The organism is Loigolactobacillus zhaoyuanensis, from assembly GCF_003946385.1.
GTDB classification, from domain to species: Bacteria; Bacillota; Bacilli; order Lactobacillales; family Lactobacillaceae; genus Loigolactobacillus; species Loigolactobacillus zhaoyuanensis.
Map to the genome: position 1 here is coordinate 1 of NZ_RHOE01000005.1, position 18951 is coordinate 18951.

The window sequence follows — 18951 nt, forward strand, 5'->3', positions numbered from 1 at the left end:
ATCACGATAGGGATCAAGCAGGCTAGGGCGTTGCTTTTTCGGTTTCTGTGGCTTGGCGTCACCTTCCTTTACTTCTTGATAAGCTTTCTTGGCAGTGCGATAGTCAACGTCATATTGTCGGCTTAAAGCGGCATAATTGGGTTCGATATCATTATCCACGTAACGTTTCACTCCTTCTCTAATGTCGTGTCTCACATCACTAACCTCCCCGATTAAGATGTGATTAATGGTATCAAAAAATGTAGGAAAACCGACAATTTCTCACCGCCCTTTTCCTACATTTTATAACTGCCGTTTACAGCTATTAGTCGACTTTCTTATGTTATTTTCAATGATCGTTAGCGAAAGGCGGGTTAAACAATAGCGGTTTTCTAATGGATTGAAATCGCTTTAGTAGCTATTCTAGAAAAACGCGCTATACTTTGAATCAAATTAGTTACCATATTGGCTGTTCGTTGGCATCGAGGAGGCGTTTGAAATGTTTGATTGGGAAGCAATGGAGCAAGCGGAATACAGTCGGCAGGCTCAGGTAAGTTTTGTGAAACTGACTGAACGAAGTTATCTAACTACAAGTGGTACTGCGCCAAAACGCACTGCGGATCCAACTTTTCTGGCAAAGGCGGAAGCGGTAGTCAAATTGGCAAAAATAATCAGCGCGGGCGCTACAGCCGGTATTGTGATTCCAGGTTTTAAAGCTTATCGACCTTATCCGGTCCAAGCAGTGTGGCACGATGACGAATTTAAAATTTGGCTCAAACAACCCTTGTTTATCAGTGAAGCTATCTATGAACAAGCCTTAAAGCAAATTGAATTATCTCAGCCGGTTGATTTCGAGCAATTGGCGGAAGGCACCGAAAGTCAAATCATTACTAACGGTCCTGTGACTCAAGTAATGATTGCTGAATTACAACAGACTGTTACCAAAGCAGGCTATCAATTGGCTGCTCCAGGTAGGCATCGTGAGCTTTATTTGGACGGCCTGCCATTAACGAATGACAAGCAGGTTTTAGTAAGAATAGCACTAAACGTTGCGGGGCAACAACCGCCACTTTCGGCTATGAATTAAAGCATCTGAAAAGAAAGGTGCGCTGACGACTATGAAAATATCAGTCGTAGTACCAACCTATAATCTGGGTCCATATGTGAATGCATTGCTACAAAATTTGGCCAAGCAAACGGTTGATTTTGAATTGTGGTTGGTCGATGATGGTTCAACTGATAAAACGGCCACGCAGATTAGTCAATTTGTCAAAGGTATTCCTAATTTTTATGCGATTCAATTAGAACACAATGGGGTTTCTGTAGCGCGAAATTACGGATTAAGTCATGCAACTGGCGCTGGCATTGCTTTTATTGATGGTGATGACTTGATTGCGCCTACTTTTGTTGAAGCCCTGAGTCAGGGGTTAGATCAGGATGCTGTTATGGCAGCCGTTGGTTACGAGTGGTATCGTCGGCCGATCACTCAAGCTGATTCTTTTATCGAATTGGATCAAGCATCAATGTTTGACCAAGTTACACAACATGGCTCTGAAGTTGGCGGGTATGTTTGGAATAAAGCATTTCGCGCTGCTGCAATCAAGGCCGTAAATTTAACTTTTGATGAATCCTTACATTTGGCGGAAGATTACCTGTTTACCGCCTCCTTTGTGGCGCACACGCCTGGTAAATACGTTTATTTGCCACACGTTTTGTATACTAAGCGTAATCGACCCAATAGTACCTTGCACATGACTGATCGTAGCGATAGACGTGAAGAAAATCGGGTTTTTGATCATATTTATGACTTACGGCGATTTATTGAATAGTGAGCACAATATTGCGGAAAAGATCGGCTTAGTGCCGGTTTTTTTTATTTTTAATGCGTCTAACTTACTTTAAAGTTCAGCGTTATTTATTTTTTGAATAACACAGCTATGCAAAAATTGACTATCCAAAAATGCGATTGTACTTCCGTAATTGGGGCTTATATACTTAAGGAGCTCAAGAAAGTGAATCATATTTAATTGGAGGTAATAAGAATGACTGTAAAGATTACTGAAAAAATGAAATTTAGCCCATCCTTCGACTACATCGACAATGGTGTCGAACATGGTGTGTTTAGCCCCTTCGAAACTAAAGAAGTTATTTTGAAAAAGGGTCAACAAATCGCGGCAGGCTTCAAGCCGTTAGCTTGCGATATTAAAATGTTAAAAGACGTCCCGGTTAAATTACGCGATGGCGTCACTATATATACTGATATTTATCTGCCAACAACTGGCGAAAAAGTTCCAACATTGATTGCTTGGAGTCCTTATGGTAAGAGTGCTGGTACGGCACCACGCTATGTTAATTTGTTCAACATGCTCGGTATGGGCGAAGCCTGGAACTCTGGTTTAACTAAATTTGAAGCACCAGATCCAGCTTACTGGGTTGAACATGGCTATGCGGTTTGTAACCCTGACATGCGTGGTATTGCCCATAGTGAAGGCGATACAACCATGCTTGGTTCACAAGAAGCTGAAGATGGCTACGACTTGATTGAATGGTTAGCTGCTCAATCATGGTCTAACGGTAAAACTGCCTTGACTGGTACATCATACTTGGCTTTTTCACAATGGTACATTGCTGCGGCTAAGCCACCACATTTGACTTGTATCAACCCAACTGAAGGTTTAGCTGATGGCTACCGCGATTTAGCTTATATTGGTGGTATTCCTGATGAAAACTTTATCGAACGCTTGGCAGTTAACCATGTTAGTGCAACTGGTGCTAAACGTGAAGATTTGACCAAAGAATTACATGCTGAGCCTTTAGCAACAGCTGATATTTGGCAAGATAAAGTGGCTCATCCTGAAGAAATCACCGTACCTGCTTTTGTGATCGCCAGCTATTCCAATACGTTACACACCATGGGGACTTTCCGTTCATGGCGGACGTTAGGCTCCAAAGAAAGATGGCTACGAATCCATGATCGTCAAGAATGGCCATATTATTATGACGAAGCTAACACTGAAGAATTACGCCGTTTCTTTGATTACTACTTGCTCGGTAAAGACAATAATTGGCCTGATACACCAACGGTTCGTTATTCTGTCATTGACTTTGAAGGTCATAACCAGACTGATATTCCCGCTGCAGCGTTCCCACCAGCTGGTAGCCAAAATACCCGGTACTACATGAACGGCATGACCCGTGCCTTACAAGCACAGCCTGAAGCAAAAGATTTCCCAGTTAAATACGTTGCTGGTGGCCTACCAGGCCGCGCTTCATTCCAAATGACTTTTGACCAAGATACCGAATTTGTCGGTTATCCTAAGGCAAAACTCTTCATGGAAGTTGACGGCTACAACGATATGGATGTCTTCGTTTGGGTACAGAAGTTGGACGCTCGTGGCAATGTTTTAAGCGAATTTGTCGTGCCTAACCACGGTGCTGCCTTGCAAGACTTCACGCAAGAAGGCGCATCAGCACTACGTTATAAGGGTGCTTGGGGTCGTTTACGTGCTTCAATGCGTCACCTAGATGATAAGGTTGCAACCGACGAGATTCCCGCTTATACCTTTGATCGCGTTGAAAAACTTGAAAAAGGCGAAGTCGTTTCATTGGATATCGTCTTGAGTACGATCGGTTTATCCTACAAAGCCGGCGAGACCTTACGAGTTGTCGTTAGCTCAAAGGACGAACTCGGTGGCGTGATGCCAGGAACGCCAGGCGGCCAAGTTGATAACAAGGGCGTACACACCCTTCATACCGGCGGCGAATACGCCTCATATCTCCAATTACCATTAATGACAACACAGAGTGTCTAAAAAAAGCGTTTAGATTTTAAGCACATTTACGCCAAATAAATAGGACCGAACTAGTATGTTTACAGTGACTTTGTGCTAAAGTTACTGTAAACATATTTTTTTGAACGGAGCTATATTTATGAAGCTATCGACGCTAGAATATTTTGTGGAAGTTGCCACGGAGAAAAGTTTTACCAAGGCAGCGGAAAAGTTGTTCATTTCGCAACCGACATTAAGTCGACACATTCAAGAATTAGAAACTGAATTAGGGGTCGTATTATTTATTCGCCAAAGCCACGATTTAAAACTATCCGGTGCCGGCGAAAAATTTCTGGTTGAAACCACTGATGTTTTACGGCGAGTTGATCATTTAGCCCATATGTTTGACGAACAGCCAACGGAGCAAGCGGTGATCTTAAAAGTTGGCTATCTACCGAACTTCAATCTTGGCGGTATGTATGAAATGTTGGACCACTTCAAGGCCGAACATACTAATGTGCAATTCTTAATGACACAAGATACACCGCTGAATTTGGCTGATGGGCTGTCCGACGGCCGCTATGATTTGGTATTTGGCTTGTCTTCTTATTTCCAAGCCAACCACGAGATTGAGCAGGTGCTATTCATGGAAAATCATTTACAGATCGCCTTGCCGATCCAGCACCGGCTCAATCAGCAGCATAAAATCCGCTTTGCCGATTTAAAACAGGAAACGTTTATCCTACTTGAACGCCAGCAGTCACCGGTGATCGTTGATTATGTCATCAATCAAGGACTGAAAAATGGCTTCAACTTAAGAGCCAACTATTATGTCAAAGATCTTGATGAAGGTTTATCCATGGTGTCGGTCGGCAAGGGCTTAGCTTTCTTATATTCAGGGATGAATGATGGCACGCTGGCCGCAAAGTATCATATCAAAATCACCGACTTGGCGGACATCAGCCATGATCAAAATATTGTCAGTGTGATCAATAAAAATAACGATAGTCAGTTACTGCACGACTTATATGAATTTCTCAAACATGGTGCACCAGCGCAGTGAACAGGCTTTACGTATAATCTGCACATAATAATGCAGACTGTGCAAATTATGACCAGTTAAAAAGAGGTTCAAGTAATGATTAATTACTTGAACCTCTTTTTTTATTTTTTCTGATAATAACTAGCCGCAATGAATGCAACTCCTTGTCCTAAAATTGATACAAACTAGTGGACAATAATTTCATATCAATGGATATTTTTATTATATTATTATATTTATAAATAGTAATAAACATATAAAATATTTGGTAAGCCTAAAAAATTGTTTAATTTATATAATAAAGCGTATACTATGCCGTGGCCCATAGGATCAAAAGATCAGCGGCCGGAAAGGTGTGAAGTAGTATGGGAAAAAGCGAAACAACACCGCACAAGCACAAACTGATTGAGTACGCGAACGGTCCTTCATTGGAGGAAATCAATGGCACAGTCGAAGTGCCAAAGGGAAAGGGATTTCTAAAAACTTTATTCATGTATTCTGGACCGGGGGCCTTAGTTGCTGTCGGTTACATGGATCCAGGCAATTGGTCGACCTCGATTACTGGCGGCCAGAATTTCCAGTATTTATTGATGTCGATCATCTTAATGTCAAGTTTAATTGCGATGTTGCTGCAATACATGGCAGCTAAACTTGGTATTGTGAGTCAGATGGATCTCGCTCAAGCTATTCGCGCGCGGACCAGTAAAACGCTGGGAATCGTGCTTTGGATACTGACAGAATTAGCCATCATGGCAACCGACATTGCCGAAGTTATTGGGGCCGCGATCGCCTTATATTTACTATTTCATATACCCCTGATGATTGCTGTCTTCATTACAGTATTAGATGTTTTATTATTGCTATTATTAACGAAAATTGGATTTCGTAAAATTGAAGCAATCGTGGTCTGTTTGATTTTAGTCATTTTACTGGTGTTTGTTTATCAAGTTGCGTTATCGAATCCTGATTGGGGTGGCGTCTTCGCTGGCTTGATCCCAAGAGCGGAAACTTTTTCTAGTGCTAAGTCGGCTGGTGGCTATTCACCATTGACTGGTTCACTAGGTATTATTGGCGCGACGGTTATGCCGCATAATTTATACCTACATTCAGCAATTTCACAAACCCGTAAAATTGACCATAATGATGAAAAGGATGTGGCACGGACGGTTCGTTTTGCGACTTGGGATTCTAATATTCAGTTAACCGCAGCTTTCTTTGTCAACGCATTACTGTTGATCATGGGCGTTGCAGTTTTCAAAACAGGCGCAGTTAAGGACCCATCGTTTTTCGGATTATTTCAAGCGTTATCGGATACGTCAACTTTGAGTAATAGTGTTCTGATCGATGTGGCGCGTTCAGGAATTTTATCAACCCTATTCGCAGTTGCGTTACTAGCTTCAGGGCAAAATGCAACCATTACTGGCACCTTAACGGGTCAGGTTATTATGGAAGGTTTTGTACATTTGCGGATGCCGCTATGGTTACGCCGTTTAGTTACGCGAGTGATATCGGTGATTCCAGTTTTGATCTGCGTCATGATGACCAGTAGTCAGAGCGCTATCGACGAACATACTGCGTTAAACACCTTAATGAACAACTCGCAAGTCTTTCTGGCCTTTGCCTTGCCGTTCTCTATGTTGCCGTTGTTAATGATCACGGATAGCCAAGTAGAGATGGGCAAACGTTTTAAGAATGTGCTGTGGGTGAAAGTGTTAGGCTGGGTCTCAGTGATTGGGTTGACCTATCTAAATTTGATTGGCTTACCGGGACAAATTGAAGGTTTCTTTGGTAATACGGTGACTAAAAATGAGTTGTTCTTAGCCGACAATATTGCTTATGTTTTGATTGCGGCGGTGTTAGCCTTATTAGCTTGGACCGTTTATGATCTTTACCGCGGCAATAAAAGATATGCTGCCAAAGTAGCTGCTAGTAAAGGGTAGAGGAGGAATGAGTTTATGAAATTTTCAAGAATTTTAGTTGGCGTTGATGATTCACAAGATGCTTTATTGGCGTTTAAATATGCTGTCGATCAAGCAAAACAAGATCAAGCTGAATTAGTGATCGTATCCGTCTTAGAAAGTGAAGAAATGAATGTTTATCAGGCTTTGAATAAGGATTACGTTCATGGTGAGCGGGCTGAATTAGAGCAACATGTGCGCGATTATCAACGACAAGCCCGCGAAGCCGGAATCGAAAGGGTAAACACCGTTGTTGCCGAGGGCGAGCCAGGGGAAGTAATCGTGAAGGAAGTTATTCCCCACATTGAGCCCGATTTACTAATCGTGGGTTCGGAAGCGAAAGAAGGATTAGCGAAGCACCTTGGGAGCCAAGCGGCCTACATGGCTAAATATGCTCCAATTTCGGTATTAGTCATCCGCTAATAATTTTATAGCTAAACTAGTGATCAATTTTTTTGGATACTTGATTTTATCTTGTATCTTTTCACTATTTCAGTTTGTGGGGCACAATAATTAGAAGTTTGCTAAAAATTAATAATTGATACGGTATAATAAGAATTGCTGCTAAATATTTTTCCGAGAATTGTTCTTTATTATGAAGTGATCACTGATCAGGGATGGTAGATAAATTCGACTATTCATCTAAGTTAGCGGCGATTAAACCGAATAGCTGCAAAAAAGATACTAAGTGAATTATTAAAAAAAGAAAGAATGTGGCTCTAATTTTTAGAACAATTATTTTTATCCTTTTCTTCATCGCCTTTATCAATTTTTTGATTGCAGCAACACGTTTTGCTAAGGCGAATAAAATGCGTAACAGAAACAGCAATATGACACCGCGTGAACGGTTTGTCGACCAATCCAGACGGCAGGCTTTTTTAGCCGATCAATCAGCCAAATATTATTCTTTAACCCGGCGAACAACGATGCTGATGTTAATTTTGATTTGCGTGTTAACGCTGCAAGTATATTTTTTCTGGATGAATCATAAAACAGCTGCGATCGTGACCGAGTTGCTTTTTTTAATACTAGTTTTACTTATAAGTATCTTTTTTTATCAACGTGCGCTGATAACCGAAGACATCTGGCAACAAGTCACTGAAGAAGAACGTGCTTTATTCAAAATCAAACTATTTTCTAAGCAACAAAAAAAGCAACAGCGCTACGTTTTCATTGCTGCACTCATTGTTATTATTATGGCAATAATATATTTTGCGCCATTTTAGGCCTGAGCAGGGTTGAATGCCCAACTTGGGATGAAGAGAATGCCTTTATCGCGACTATTAGCGGGCAAGACATTCTTTTTTTGTATAGCTTCATTTAAAAAATAAAGCGCTATCGCTTTTTAAGGACAACATCCGGTATAATCAATAATAAGATGTTGTTAATGGGATTAAATAATGGGAGGATTTTATGTTAGCGATTGAACACTTATCCAAGAGCTTTGGCCCGCTACAAGCACTGAATGATGTTAGTTTCACGATTCAGCCAGGTGAGATCATGGGCTTGATCGGTCAAAATGGCGCCGGTAAGTCGACTACTTTTCACAGTATTTTGGGTTTTTTGAAGTATAGCGGTCAGATTAGGTGGCATGATCAACCAATTACTGAGTCGGTATTTGATGAGATCGGCTACTTGCCAGAAGAGCGTAGTTTGATGCCGAAATTAACTGTTGAGCAGCAGATCGTTTATTTAGCGCGCCTGAAAAACAAATCAGCCAAGGAGATCAAACCGCAGATCGATGACTGGTTGGCTAAGTTTGCCGTCAAAGGCAAGCGTACCGATAAAATAAAAGATTTGTCCAAAGGTAATCAACAGAAAATCCAATTGATCTGCACCTTGATCCATCAGCCTAAGTTATTAATTTTAGACGAGCCATTTAGTGGCTTGGACCCGGTGAATGTCGATTTGCTGGAGCAAGCAATTTTTGCCGCTAAAAAACAGGGCGCCGCAATTATTTTTTCCAGTCATGATATGGGCAACGTTGAAGCCTTGTGCGATCACTTGATCATGCTTAAAGCTGGTCATGTAGCGTTAAGCGGGCGTTTAGACGAAGTGCGCAATCAATTTGGCAAGACCCATCTGTTTGTAACTACAGATTGGGTGCAAGCACGCCTGGAACAATTACCACAGGTGGTCAAAGTCACTCAGTTGGCACCACAACGGTATTTATTGCAGTTAGCCGATCCGGCAGCAGGACCGGAGATCTTCCAGCAATTAACACAGGGTCACTATATTGAAGAGTTCAGTCAACAAGCACCAACATTAGATGAAATTTTCCGGATGAAAGTCGGTGAAACGAATGCGTAAATTATGGATCATTACTATGGAGACTTACCTGCGGCAAATCAAGTCGTGGAGCTTTTTGATCTTAGTGTTGGCGCCGTTTGTTATGCTGGGTTTAACCGTTGGTATTGGCTATTTAAGTGGGACTTCAGGGCAAGATAGTCAGCGCATTGCCGTGATCGCGGATCGATCCAGCTTGAGAAAACAATTCATTCGGCAAAATAAAAGTGATGTTAAGGCCGATATTCATTCTACTAGCGCCGCTAAAAAAGCGGTTAAGGCTAACCAGATCGCCGGTTATTTAGTTTTAAAAAGTGATGCGCAGCAAGTGACCGCAACCTATCGTGGCGGCCAATCACTAGCTAATGGCCTCAAGGCGCAGGTCGATGTACTTTTAGCGCAGCAACAGCAGCAATTGAACTTAGCCAATGCGAAATTAAGTACTGCGCAAGCACAAGCTTTGCAGCAACAACCGCAATTTAAACAAATCGTTCATAAAAAGACTGGCAGCGATAAAATCGCGCGGTTGATCTCGTTTTGGGTCATGGTATTGCTGGTCTACATGATTTTGATTACTTATTCATCAATTACGGCCACGGAAATTGCGTCAGAAAAAGGCACTAAAATCATGGAGATCATTTTTTCCAGCACGACTGCCAGCAAATATTTTCTGGGTAAGATCCTCGGCGTATTGTTAGTGATCATGACTCAATTAGTCGTCTATGTTGTCGGCGGTTGGAGCAGTTATTTAGTAGCACAACGAGTTTCGATCAGCAAGGAGCTTGTGGCTAACAATCAGGATCTGATCAATAAAGTGTTGGGTAATCTATTCAGTGTTAACCTAGTCTATCTATTGCTCGGCGTTGTTCTGTACACGATTTTAGCGGCATTTAGCGGCGCATTAGTGGCCAAAGCCGAGGATGCGTCCAAAGCAGCTCAACCTGCGACTTACCTGAGTATGATCGCGTTTTTCGCGACTTTTCCATTCCAAAATAACGCTGATGTGCTCGTGGTTAAAATTCTATCTTACGTACCGTTTTTCTCGTCTTACTTTATGCCACTACGGATCATCGATCAAAGCGTCAGTGGTTGGGCCGTTGTGGGTTCGTTAGCTATTTTGTTAGCGAGTATTTTGCTACTGATCCGTTATATCGGCGGTATCTATGAAGGCTTAATGCTGCAGACCGATGACACCAGCTTCTGGAAAAGTTTCAAACGCGGTATCAGTTATCGGTAATTAAAATCGGCAACCGTTGCCGCAAAAATTTGAACGGTCTTAAAACTTTCCGTCACTTTAATTGCTAAATGTAATTATTAGTATTACAGTTAAGACGTAGCGTTAAAGAAGGGAAGGATATCATGAGTAATGTATTGATCCTAGGCGCAGCAGGCAAAATTGCCCGTCTAGCTGAGCAGCAATTGTTGACCGACACAGAGGCACAACTTACTTTATTTTTGCGGCGGCCAGAACGTTTAGGTAATGTTGATGGTAGTCGGGAAAAAGTGATCGCTGGTGATGCCACACAGCAAGATCAGTTGGTGGCGGCAATGCAGGGACAAGATATTGTCTACGCTAATTTGGCTGGCGCTGACATCGAAGAGCAGGCGGCCAAGGTTGTCGCTGCTATGCAACAAACTGGCGTTCAGCGGTTGATCTGGATCTCTACATTAGGTATTTATGATGAAGTTCCTGGCGCGTTTGGTAAATGGAATCATCAGATGCTAGATGGTGGCTATTTGCAAACTTATGCGGCTGCGGCTAAAGTGATCGAAGCGGCGGCTATTGATTACACCATTATTCGACCAGCCTGGTTATCCAACAAGGACGAAATTGATTACGAGACGACCCAAAAAGGTGACCCCTTTAAAGGAACAGAAGTGTCGCGTAAAAGTATCGCCGCTTTGGTGGTTAAATTAGTTCAAGATCCAAGTCAGGCTGTGCGCCAATCAGTTGGCGTCAATAAACCGAATACAGATGGCGACAAACCTGAATGGTACTAAAAAATAAACTTATAATGATCATGAATTTACAGTTAACGCTGTAAATTCTTTTTTTTATCCAAAATATACGGGAAATTTGTATTTATATAAGAAAAAGGCGATGTTCAATTGACGCTGTTTACTACTTTGCATTATAATGGCCACTATGTAACAACTTTAATGTGTAAGGGATGTGAATTTCTCACTGAATTATCATCGGCTTTAATGTAAATGGGTACATATTTAAGGAACTTAGTTGGGTGACTATAGTTAGTATGTGTTTACAGTTAAGAAATTAATGAGATTAAGTAAATGGTGAAAGGAAGTTCAAATTGAATAACAAAGAGGAAAAAACCTTCTTGGGCCAGCCTCGTGGCTTAATGACACTATTCTTTACCGAGTTCTGGGAACGATTCAGTTACTATGGTATGCGGGCACTGCTGGTCTTCTATCTGATCGATACCGTTAAACGCGGTGGCTTAGGCTTTGACCAAGCTACTGGGGCTTCGATCATGTCGATCTATGGCTCACTGGTTTACATGTCCAGTGTTATCGGTGGCTTTATCGCTGATCGTTTGCTCGGCAGTCGGCGCACTGTTTTCTGGGGTGGCGTGCTGATCATGATCGGGCATATTGTGTTAGCCATGCCATTTGGGCAGGGCGCACTTTATGGTTCGATTGCTTTAATCGTTTTAGGGACTGGGTTACTGAAACCTAACGTTTCTGAAATGGTCGGTACTTTATACACTGAAGACGACGTCCGTCGTGATTCAGGTTTTACGATCTTTGTTATGGGGATCAATGCTGGTTCGTTGCTGGCACCCTATGTGGTTGGTTCGATCGGCCAGCAAGTCAACTATCATCTAGGCTTCTCCTTGGCTGCAGTTGGGATGTTCTTCGGCCTGATCCAATACTGGCGTGGTGGTAAAAACTTAAATCCATCCAGTGATCGCCCTGGTGATCCTGTTACGGAAGACGAAAAAGCCGGTTTAATTCGGAAAATTGCAGCAATCATTATTGTCGCGATCGTTATTTTCGGTTTAATGGCCTTTGCCGGAGTATTTAACATCACCAATGTTATTTTAGTATTCAGTATTCTTGGTGTCTTACTACCAATTGGTTACTTCATCATGATGCTTTCCAGTCGGAAAACAACTAAAGTTGAACGTTCACGAGTTTGGGCCTATGTACCGTTGTTTATTGCCAGTGTGTTATTCTGGTCAATTGAAGAACAAGGTTCAGTCGTTTTAGCTTTATTTGCTAAAGATCAGACGATTTTAAATCTTGGCTTTATTACATTATTGCCATCATGGTTCCAGTCATTAAATCCATTATTTATCATCCTTTACGGGCCAATTTTCGCTTGGTTCTGGATCAAATTAGGTAAACGGCAACCATCAACACCTGCTAAATTTGCTTATGGCTTGCTGTTTGCTGGGGCTTCCTTCCTAGTCATGGTCATCCCAGTCGTCTTGTTTGGTCAGGCGCGGGTCAGCGCTTTATGGTTAGTCCTTAGCTGGGCCATTGTGGAAATTGGTGAAATGTTGATCTCACCAGTTGGTTTATCCGCGACGACTAAGCTAGCGCCAAAAGCGTTCCAGTCACAGATGATGAGTATGTGGTTCTTAGGCGATGCAGCTGCACAAGCAATTAATGCTCAAGTTGTCCGCTTATACACTCCAGATAACCAAGTGACCTACTTTGCTGTTATCGGGATCATCACCGTTGTCTTTGGTATTTTGTTAGGCTTCATGGTGCCACGGATCAAGAAGTTAATGGAAGGTATCAATTAAAATCAAGTGTAAATAAGTCGGTCTTTTAGACAAGTTTTTAGAGAATGTGTTAGGCTTAGCCTGACACATTTTTTATTTGGTCAGAGTGTTTGAAAAGGCGCAGGAATCCACCTTTTTAAGCGCGTTTTTGCTATATAAGTTAGGGGGGTGCCGGCATGCGCAAAATTGCCATGACCAGTGATAACCATTTCGACGTTAATCAGCTAGAAGTCGCAACGGTGATGGCACAGCAAGTTGACTATTTATTGACCCATGGCTACACTGATTATTTGATTGCCGGCGATCTATTTAACGATTTTACCCAGAGTGTTGCTTTTGTCGAAAAAATCGCGCAACAGTTGCAGCCACAGTGTCGAGTTTTCTTCATTGCTGGTAATCACGATATGGTGCGTGGTGCTGACTTCAATGAGCTGCAAAGCCCAATGATTCCACAGTACGCGCATCAAAAAATGATCAGTTTCCCCGCTACTGATTACGTTTTGATCGGTAATAATGGTTGGTATGACTATCAATTTGCGCAAGTGCCGAATAAAAACAGTGCTGATTTTATGCGCTGGAAAAAAGCGTTTTGGATCGATGGCGCGATCACACAACCAATGAGCGATATTGCGCGGATGGATTTAGTGTTGGCGGATACTGCGGCCAAATTACAGCAGGCCGCTGCGCTGCACAAAAAAGTTATTTATATGACCCATTTTGTACCGCAGGAAGGGTACATTGCGCATAATCCGCAGCAACCATTTTGGGAAATGGCGAATGCGGTGATGGGTTCACCGCGTTTAGGCGCATTGCTGACGCGCTACCAAGTTACGGCGGCTTTATTCGGCCATACACATTTTAAATATCCACCACGACAGATCAACGGCACAACTTATTTTTGCCGACCAGTTGGTTATGGTACTGAACGACGGCGCGAGTGGCGTTTTGGTACGGATTTCATCAGTGAATGGCGCGCTTGTCTACAGACGTTAGAGCTGAAATAGCTGCATAGATTAAAAAAAGCTTGCAATCAAGCCTGTTTTTCGATAAAATATTTACTGTTGAAAAACATTTGGAGGAGTAGCGAAGTGGCTAAACGCGGCGGACTGTAAATCCGCTCCTTCGGGTTCGGTGGTTCGAATCCACTCTCCTCCATTGATTGGGATATAGCCAAGCGGTAAGGCAACAGACTTTGACTCTGTCATGCGCTGGTTCGAATCCAGCTATCCCAGTAAAATTTAATCGAATTCAGACTGAAAGCAACGACGTCAATTGTCGTTGCTTTTTTATGTTCTATGCTATAAATTAATTTCGGTACGACTGCTCTTGACAGCGCTACAAATTTTGGCTAGGCTCAAGCTAAGACTATTAACGGACGAGATTAATAACTAGAAAAGGCAGGTTTCATTATGAAAATTGGGTTTATCGGCGCGGGACATATGGCGCAAGCAATTATGATCGGTTTATGCCAGCAAAAATATTTGGCGCCTAGTGATATTTTAGTTCATAGCGCCCACAAAAGTAGCTATGGACCCTTTGCAGCGGAGCATAGTTTGACGGCAATGCCTAGTAATGCAGCGTTGGTTAAACAGTCGGATATCGTCATTTTGGCGGTACCAGCTAAGCAAACCTTGGCGGTGGTCGCTGATCTGCAGGCTGAGTTTGATGCTAAGCAGCCGATCGTTGTTTCGGTTGCCGGTGGCGTTTCGTTGGCCCAGCTACAAGAAAACTTGGATAGCACTAGTCTGAGCATTATTCGCGCAATGCCTAACGTTAATGTGGCGATCGGGCAGGGGATGACGGCTTTGGTCACAGGCGAGGCGACACGAGCGGCTGATTTGACGCAGATTGAACAACTTTTCCAAGCCTTAGGCGATATCACACCTTTAGCGGAAAAAGATTTCGCAGTTTTTGGTGCTTTAGCTGGTAGCGCACCAGCTTACGCTTATTTATTTATCGATGCTTTATCCCGCGCTGGTGTTAAATACGGCCTCGATAAAGCTGTAGCCACAAAGATTGCTGCGCAAACCGTGCTAGGTAGCGCTGCTAATGTGGCTGCCAGTGATACCAATCCGTGGGCACTGATCGATCAAGTTTCTTCACCTGGTGGCACGACCGTAGCTGGTTTATTGGCAATGGAAGAGGCTGGTTTGATGACGGCAGTGGTCAAGGGTATTGACGCTACGATCGCCAAAGAAAATGAAGCTTAAGCATCAGCCCCTTGCAGTTTTGGTCTATACCGATTATAATGAACTTATTAATTAAGTCATAGTTGGTTCATTTGAACGTGTGTTTTGACCAGCTTGCTTAAGTCTGATTTTTTTATGAAAAGGTGGAATAATCAATGAGTGTAAAAGTGTTGAAGCACGCCACGATTTATACAGGTGACGATATTATTGATGATGGCTTCGTTCGTTTTGACGACAAGATTTTAGCAGTTGGTTCGATGGACGATTTCAAAAACTATCCGGGTGATGAAGTGATCTTGGCGACTGGCAAGACGATTATTCCTGGATTCATCGACGTTCACAGTCACGGTGGCTATGGTTTCGACGCCATGGACGGTAATCCTGATGAAATCGATGCAATGGTCAAAAAAATGACCAAAAACGAAGGGATCACCACTTATTTTGCTACAACGATGACGCAATCGAATGCTAACATTGAAAAAGCAATGCGCGGTGTTAAGGAAGCAGCTGATCGTAATCCAGTTATCAAAGGGGTTCATTTGGAAGGTCCATTTATTTCAGCTAAATATAAAGGCGCCCAACCAGAAGAATACATTAAGGATCCAGATCCTAAGTTACTAGACCACTGGAACGAATTGGCTGGCGGTTTGGTTAAATTGATCACTTACGCACCAGAAGACGATCACGCTAAAGAATTTGAGGATTACTGCTTAGCCCACAATATTGTTCCTGCTGTTGGTCATAGTAATGCTACACGTGAACAATTGTTGACCAGTAAAGCAAGCCATGCAACGCATTTGTATAACGCACAACGCGAATTCAAGCATCGCGAACCCGGTGTTACAGGCCATGTTATGTTAGAAAATAACATGTATGCTGAATTGATCATGGATGGTTTCCACATTGTCCCTGACATGTTGCAATTAGCCTTTGACCAAAAAGGCCCAGAACGTGTCGAACTTGTGACTGATTCCATGCGTTCCAAAGGGATGCCTGAAGGTGAAAGCGAACTTGGCGGTCAAAAAGTCTTCGTTAAAGACAAGCAAGCTCGTTTAGCTGATGGTACTTTGGCTGGTTCTGTTTTGGAATTCCCAGATGCATTCAAGAACGCCATGAAATTCACTGACGCTGATCTATATGATGCCGTCTTGATGAGTTCAGTTAACCAAGCTAATGAATTCGGTTTGGAAAGCAAGGGTGGCATTGCCGTTGGTAAAGACGCTGACTTGAACTTGATCGACAACGCAGCTAACTTATTAGAAACTTACAGCTACGGGCGTCATTTTGTCCGTAACGCTGACTAAAAATTTCAAAGTAACGCCAACAGAGTTCGTGAGCTAATATCGAACTCTGTTTCTATAAGTAAATAGTTGCGTTTTATCGCAATTTTAGGCTATATTATTTATGAGAAAATCGCTTCAAAAAGGAGGCGCTTCATGGAATCACCTGTTTATATTCAAATCCATAATTCAATTAAACGCGATATTGAGGCTGGTAAATGGGCCGTCGGCGACCGTATTCCCTCCGAGCGCGAACTATCAGTTACCTTTGGCGTTAGTCGAATGACCTTGCGTCAAGCCATTCAAACGCTGGTTGACGAAGGTATCTTGGAGCGACGTGTCGGTGCCGGAACCTATGTAGCCAATCAAAAGGTTCAAGAAAAAATGTCCGGCGTGACTAGTTTTACCGATATCATGCTAGCTCAAGGAAAAACGCCGTCCAGTAAAACCGTTTCGTACCATGTAGCTAGCCCCTCTTTATCGGAAAAAGAAAAGCTGGAGTTAGCTGAAGATGCACAGGTTTTGCGGATGGAACGGATTCGTTACGCGGATGATGTGCCGATCAGCTTTGAGGTGGCGACTGTACCCGAGGCGCTGGTCCGTAAATTTAGCAAGTCAGAGATCACGAGCTCACTGTATCGCACCTTAGAACGCAAAGCTGATTTGACGCTAGGCGGGGCCCAACAAACCGTCACTGCACAGCTTGCTTCCGAACGAATCGCGGAGCTCCTGGATATCAAACGCGGTGACCCAATCATGCGCTTGCGCCAGCTATCCTTTTTAAAGAGTGGCACACCTTTTGAATACGTGCGCACCCAATATGTAGGTAGTCGCTTTGAATTTTATCTAGAGCGCTAAGGAACCGCTAACTGGCATCGGTGCTGGTTGGCGGCTTTTTGTATGGGGAAATATGTTTTATATTATTAGTTCTACATCTGTTATATAATATGAATAAGATATTTTGAAAAAAGTGGCATTATTATTGTGTAGTGTTGGGGCTTTTAGGCAAACGCGGGTTAGGGGAGTTTTGTAGTGTTTAGAAATATTAAAAGGTTCAGTAAATCAAATTCTTTATTAATTGTATACACTTTATTCGTAGGAATCGTTGTTTACGGAATAAAAATGTTCAATACAAACTATGCTATGGATACAATCCAACTAATGACTAATTATTCTGAAACGTTACGCCATTGGATAGCAATTGATCGTCCAGGAATGGTTCTACTAAAACGGTTATTATTTGGTGGTTATACTAATGTGTATTTACTAAATGTATTGAGTTTTGCTTGTTTAATTTTGACTAGTTTAATGATTTGTTATCTAGTGTACCGGGTTTTAGGAGAGCATTATTCAACAACTAAAATTTTTATTATACCCAGTTTGTTTATTACCAGCCAACTATTTGTTTATCAATATTATTTTGTTTTACAGAATTTTGAATTTTCCTTAATGATGATCGTTACTACGTTATCCGTTATTTTAACTTTTCAAACAACTAGAAATTTCACGATTCAGAATTTGTTTGCAACCGCATGTTTAATATTTGCGCTAACTGTATATCAATCATTTATATTGTATTATGTTGCTTTGGTTTCGTTTGTTAGCTTATTGATCATTTATCGAAACCAAATAGGAGATTCCATTGTTAGTATACGAAACTTATTAAAGTTAGTAACGCCATACATAATGATCCTCTTTACTAGTTTAATAGGGTACTTTGTCTTAAATAAAGTGATTCAAAATTATTATAATGTCCCAGCATCTTCATATTTGAGGGATCAGTCTTTATGGGGAACAATGCCTTTTAAAACAGTTTTATTACATTTACTGGGGGGCTTAAAGGTAGTTATCTTTCCGGCTAAAGGGGATCTAATCTATAATTATCTTTTATTGGTGAGTTTAATCTTAAGCTTGTTTGTACTTATAATTCAATACTTGCGTCATTTGAAGTCTAAACTTAGTTTTTTTATCGCGTTATGCACATTATTTTTATCGATCTTTATCATGATTTTCGTAGCCGGTAAAGCACCGAATGCGCGTACCTTGGTACCGGTATATCCATTTGTCGTGGCAATTGTTGTATTTGTGGATAGTTTATATTTCACTAAAAGAATTGGCAAAATAGTGCTTATTGGGATAACTGCTTTTTACACTTTTAGTCAAGTTAATTTAACAACAAATTTATTATTTGCCGATCAAATGAAATATGAAGAAGATCAGCGTAAAATTGAACGAATAACAACTAGTATCGATAATTTGGGCTTGAATCATCCAGAAAACTATAAATTAATGTTTGTAGGTGTTTGGCCATCGCAGTCATCACTTATACTGACGAGTGATATGCTTGGACTATCAATGTTCCAGTTTGGTCAATTTACGGGTGACAGCTATGCTTCAACAATAAATATATTGAAAATCATGCAGACTATGGGGATTCAGTATCAAGCAATGACACATGACGAATTTTTAAACTTAGAGCCTAATGCCGATAATATGCCGGAGTATCCTGCTAAGGGTTCGATAAAGGTTGTCGATAACACTATTATTGTGAAACTAAAATGATGTAGAACTAAATATTGAATAATTCGTTAATTTTAAAGAGAATGGCTGTAATTGCAGACTAATTTCCATACAATAAATAGTAGTATTGGTTGACTGGTTTTTGTGCCTAAAAATATAGTTTTGAAAGGTAGAA

16 protein-coding genes, 2 tRNA genes and 1 pseudogene are annotated in these 18951 nt (G+C 41.7%); 18 read left to right on the forward strand and 1 reads right to left on the reverse strand.

Annotated features, from left to right (window positions below; all coding sequences use genetic code 11):
* Window positions 1-195, reverse strand: a pseudogene (locus EKM76_RS01770) (IS21 family transposase); the annotation flags it as partial.
* A gap of 283 nt (window positions 196-478) precedes the next feature.
* Between EKM76_RS01770 and EKM76_RS01775 the strand changes: the two are divergent.
* From EKM76_RS01775 to EKM76_RS01860, 18 genes are all read left to right on the forward strand, one after another.
* Window positions 479-1066 carry a hypothetical protein gene (locus tag EKM76_RS01775; RefSeq protein ID WP_125548960.1) on the forward strand — a complete coding sequence of 196 codons (588 nt, stop codon included), beginning with the start codon at window positions 479-481 and terminating at the stop codon, window positions 1064-1066.
* A 22-nt stretch (window positions 1067-1088) separates the two neighbouring features.
* A complete protein-coding gene (locus tag EKM76_RS01780) occupies window positions 1089-1808 on the forward strand; it encodes a glycosyltransferase family 2 protein (protein ID WP_125548961.1) in 720 nt (239 codons plus the stop codon).
* Window positions 1809-2021: 213 nt separating this feature from the next.
* Window positions 2022-3791 carry a CocE/NonD family hydrolase gene (locus tag EKM76_RS01785; protein ID WP_125548962.1) on the forward strand — a complete coding sequence of 590 codons (1770 nt, stop codon included), beginning with the start codon at window positions 2022-2024 and terminating at the stop codon, window positions 3789-3791.
* A 118-nt stretch (window positions 3792-3909) separates the two neighbouring features.
* The gene (locus EKM76_RS01790; RefSeq protein WP_125548963.1) at window positions 3910-4812 is read left to right on the forward strand and encodes a LysR family transcriptional regulator; all 903 of its coding nucleotides are present in this window, start codon (window positions 3910-3912) and stop codon (window positions 4810-4812) included.
* 344 nt (window positions 4813-5156) lie between these two features.
* Complete coding sequence (locus EKM76_RS01795) at window positions 5157-6731, forward strand: Nramp family divalent metal transporter (RefSeq protein WP_125548964.1); 1575 nt, start codon at window positions 5157-5159, stop codon at window positions 6729-6731.
* Between the two features lie 15 nt (window positions 6732-6746).
* Window positions 6747-7172, forward strand: coding sequence for a universal stress protein (locus EKM76_RS01800; protein WP_125548965.1), 426 nt, complete (start codon window positions 6747-6749; stop codon window positions 7170-7172).
* A gap of 509 nt (window positions 7173-7681) precedes the next feature.
* Window positions 7682-7975 carry a hypothetical protein gene (locus EKM76_RS01805; protein ID WP_125548966.1) on the forward strand — a complete coding sequence of 98 codons (294 nt, stop codon included), beginning with the start codon at window positions 7682-7684 and terminating at the stop codon, window positions 7973-7975.
* Window positions 7976-8162: 187 nt separating this feature from the next.
* Window positions 8163-9059: an ABC transporter ATP-binding protein gene (locus EKM76_RS01810; RefSeq protein ID WP_125548967.1), complete on the forward strand. Its 897-nt coding sequence runs from the start codon at window positions 8163-8165 to the stop codon at window positions 9057-9059.
* Complete coding sequence (locus tag EKM76_RS01815) at window positions 9052-10272, forward strand: ABC transporter permease (RefSeq protein WP_125549025.1); 1221 nt, start codon at window positions 9052-9054, stop codon at window positions 10270-10272. Before EKM76_RS01810 ends, EKM76_RS01815 begins: the two co-directional genes overlap by 8 nt.
* A gap of 122 nt (window positions 10273-10394) precedes the next feature.
* Window positions 10395-11036, forward strand: a complete 642-nt coding sequence (locus tag EKM76_RS01820; protein WP_125548968.1) for an NAD(P)H-binding protein — start codon at window positions 10395-10397, stop codon at window positions 11034-11036.
* 311 nt (window positions 11037-11347) lie between these two features.
* Window positions 11348-12808 (forward strand): peptide MFS transporter, encoded by a 1461-nt coding sequence (locus tag EKM76_RS01825; protein WP_125548969.1) that lies wholly within the window; start codon window positions 11348-11350, stop codon window positions 12806-12808.
* A gap of 155 nt (window positions 12809-12963) precedes the next feature.
* On the forward strand, window positions 12964-13791 hold the full coding sequence (locus tag EKM76_RS01830) for a metallophosphoesterase (protein WP_125548970.1): 828 nt from the start codon (window positions 12964-12966) through the stop codon (window positions 13789-13791).
* 70 nt (window positions 13792-13861) lie between these two features.
* Window positions 13862-13942: transfer RNA gene (locus EKM76_RS01835), tRNA-Tyr, on the forward strand.
* Window positions 13943-13947: 5 nt separating this feature from the next.
* Window positions 13948-14019 (forward strand) — tRNA-Gln (locus EKM76_RS01840).
* 177 nt (window positions 14020-14196) lie between these two features.
* The gene (proC, locus tag EKM76_RS01845) at window positions 14197-14997 is read left to right on the forward strand and encodes a pyrroline-5-carboxylate reductase (RefSeq protein ID WP_125548971.1); all 801 of its coding nucleotides are present in this window, start codon (window positions 14197-14199) and stop codon (window positions 14995-14997) included.
* A gap of 134 nt (window positions 14998-15131) precedes the next feature.
* Window positions 15132-16280, forward strand: a complete 1149-nt coding sequence (gene nagA, locus EKM76_RS01850) for an N-acetylglucosamine-6-phosphate deacetylase (protein WP_125548972.1) — start codon at window positions 15132-15134, stop codon at window positions 16278-16280.
* A gap of 132 nt (window positions 16281-16412) precedes the next feature.
* Window positions 16413-17114: a GntR family transcriptional regulator gene (locus tag EKM76_RS01855; protein WP_125548973.1), complete on the forward strand. Its 702-nt coding sequence runs from the start codon at window positions 16413-16415 to the stop codon at window positions 17112-17114.
* Window positions 17115-17288: 174 nt separating this feature from the next.
* Window positions 17289-18818 (forward strand): glucosyltransferase domain-containing protein, encoded by a 1530-nt coding sequence (locus tag EKM76_RS01860; protein WP_125548974.1) that lies wholly within the window; start codon window positions 17289-17291, stop codon window positions 18816-18818.
* Window positions 18819-18951: the final 133 nt, after the last annotated feature.

What these genes read in the sequence shown, in the direction of transcription:
- EKM76_RS01775 (WP_125548960.1), top strand. Translation starts at nt 479, where the DNA reads ATGTTTGATTGGGAAGCAATGGAGCAAGCGGAATACAGTCGGCAGGCT.
- EKM76_RS01785 (WP_125548962.1), top strand. Translation starts at nt 2,022, where the DNA reads ATGACTGTAAAGATTACTGAAAAAATGAAATTTAGCCCATCCTTCGAC.
- EKM76_RS01790 (WP_125548963.1), top strand. Translation starts at nt 3,910, where the DNA reads ATGAAGCTATCGACGCTAGAATATTTTGTGGAAGTTGCCACGGAGAAA.
- EKM76_RS01795 (WP_125548964.1), top strand. Translation starts at nt 5,157, where the DNA reads ATGGGAAAAAGCGAAACAACACCGCACAAGCACAAACTGATTGAGTAC.
- EKM76_RS01800 (WP_125548965.1), top strand. Translation starts at nt 6,747, where the DNA reads ATGAAATTTTCAAGAATTTTAGTTGGCGTTGATGATTCACAAGATGCT.
- EKM76_RS01805 (WP_125548966.1), top strand. Translation starts at nt 7,682, where the DNA reads ATGTTAATTTTGATTTGCGTGTTAACGCTGCAAGTATATTTTTTCTGG.
- EKM76_RS01810 (WP_125548967.1), top strand. Translation starts at nt 8,163, where the DNA reads ATGTTAGCGATTGAACACTTATCCAAGAGCTTTGGCCCGCTACAAGCA.
- EKM76_RS01815 (WP_125549025.1), top strand. Translation starts at nt 9,052, where the DNA reads ATGCGTAAATTATGGATCATTACTATGGAGACTTACCTGCGGCAAATC.
- EKM76_RS01820 (WP_125548968.1), top strand. Translation starts at nt 10,395, where the DNA reads ATGAGTAATGTATTGATCCTAGGCGCAGCAGGCAAAATTGCCCGTCTA.
- EKM76_RS01830 (WP_125548970.1), top strand. Translation starts at nt 12,964, where the DNA reads ATGCGCAAAATTGCCATGACCAGTGATAACCATTTCGACGTTAATCAG.
- proC (WP_125548971.1), top strand. Translation starts at nt 14,197, where the DNA reads ATGAAAATTGGGTTTATCGGCGCGGGACATATGGCGCAAGCAATTATG.
- nagA (WP_125548972.1), top strand. Translation starts at nt 15,132, where the DNA reads ATGAGTGTAAAAGTGTTGAAGCACGCCACGATTTATACAGGTGACGAT.
- EKM76_RS01855 (WP_125548973.1), top strand. Translation starts at nt 16,413, where the DNA reads ATGGAATCACCTGTTTATATTCAAATCCATAATTCAATTAAACGCGAT.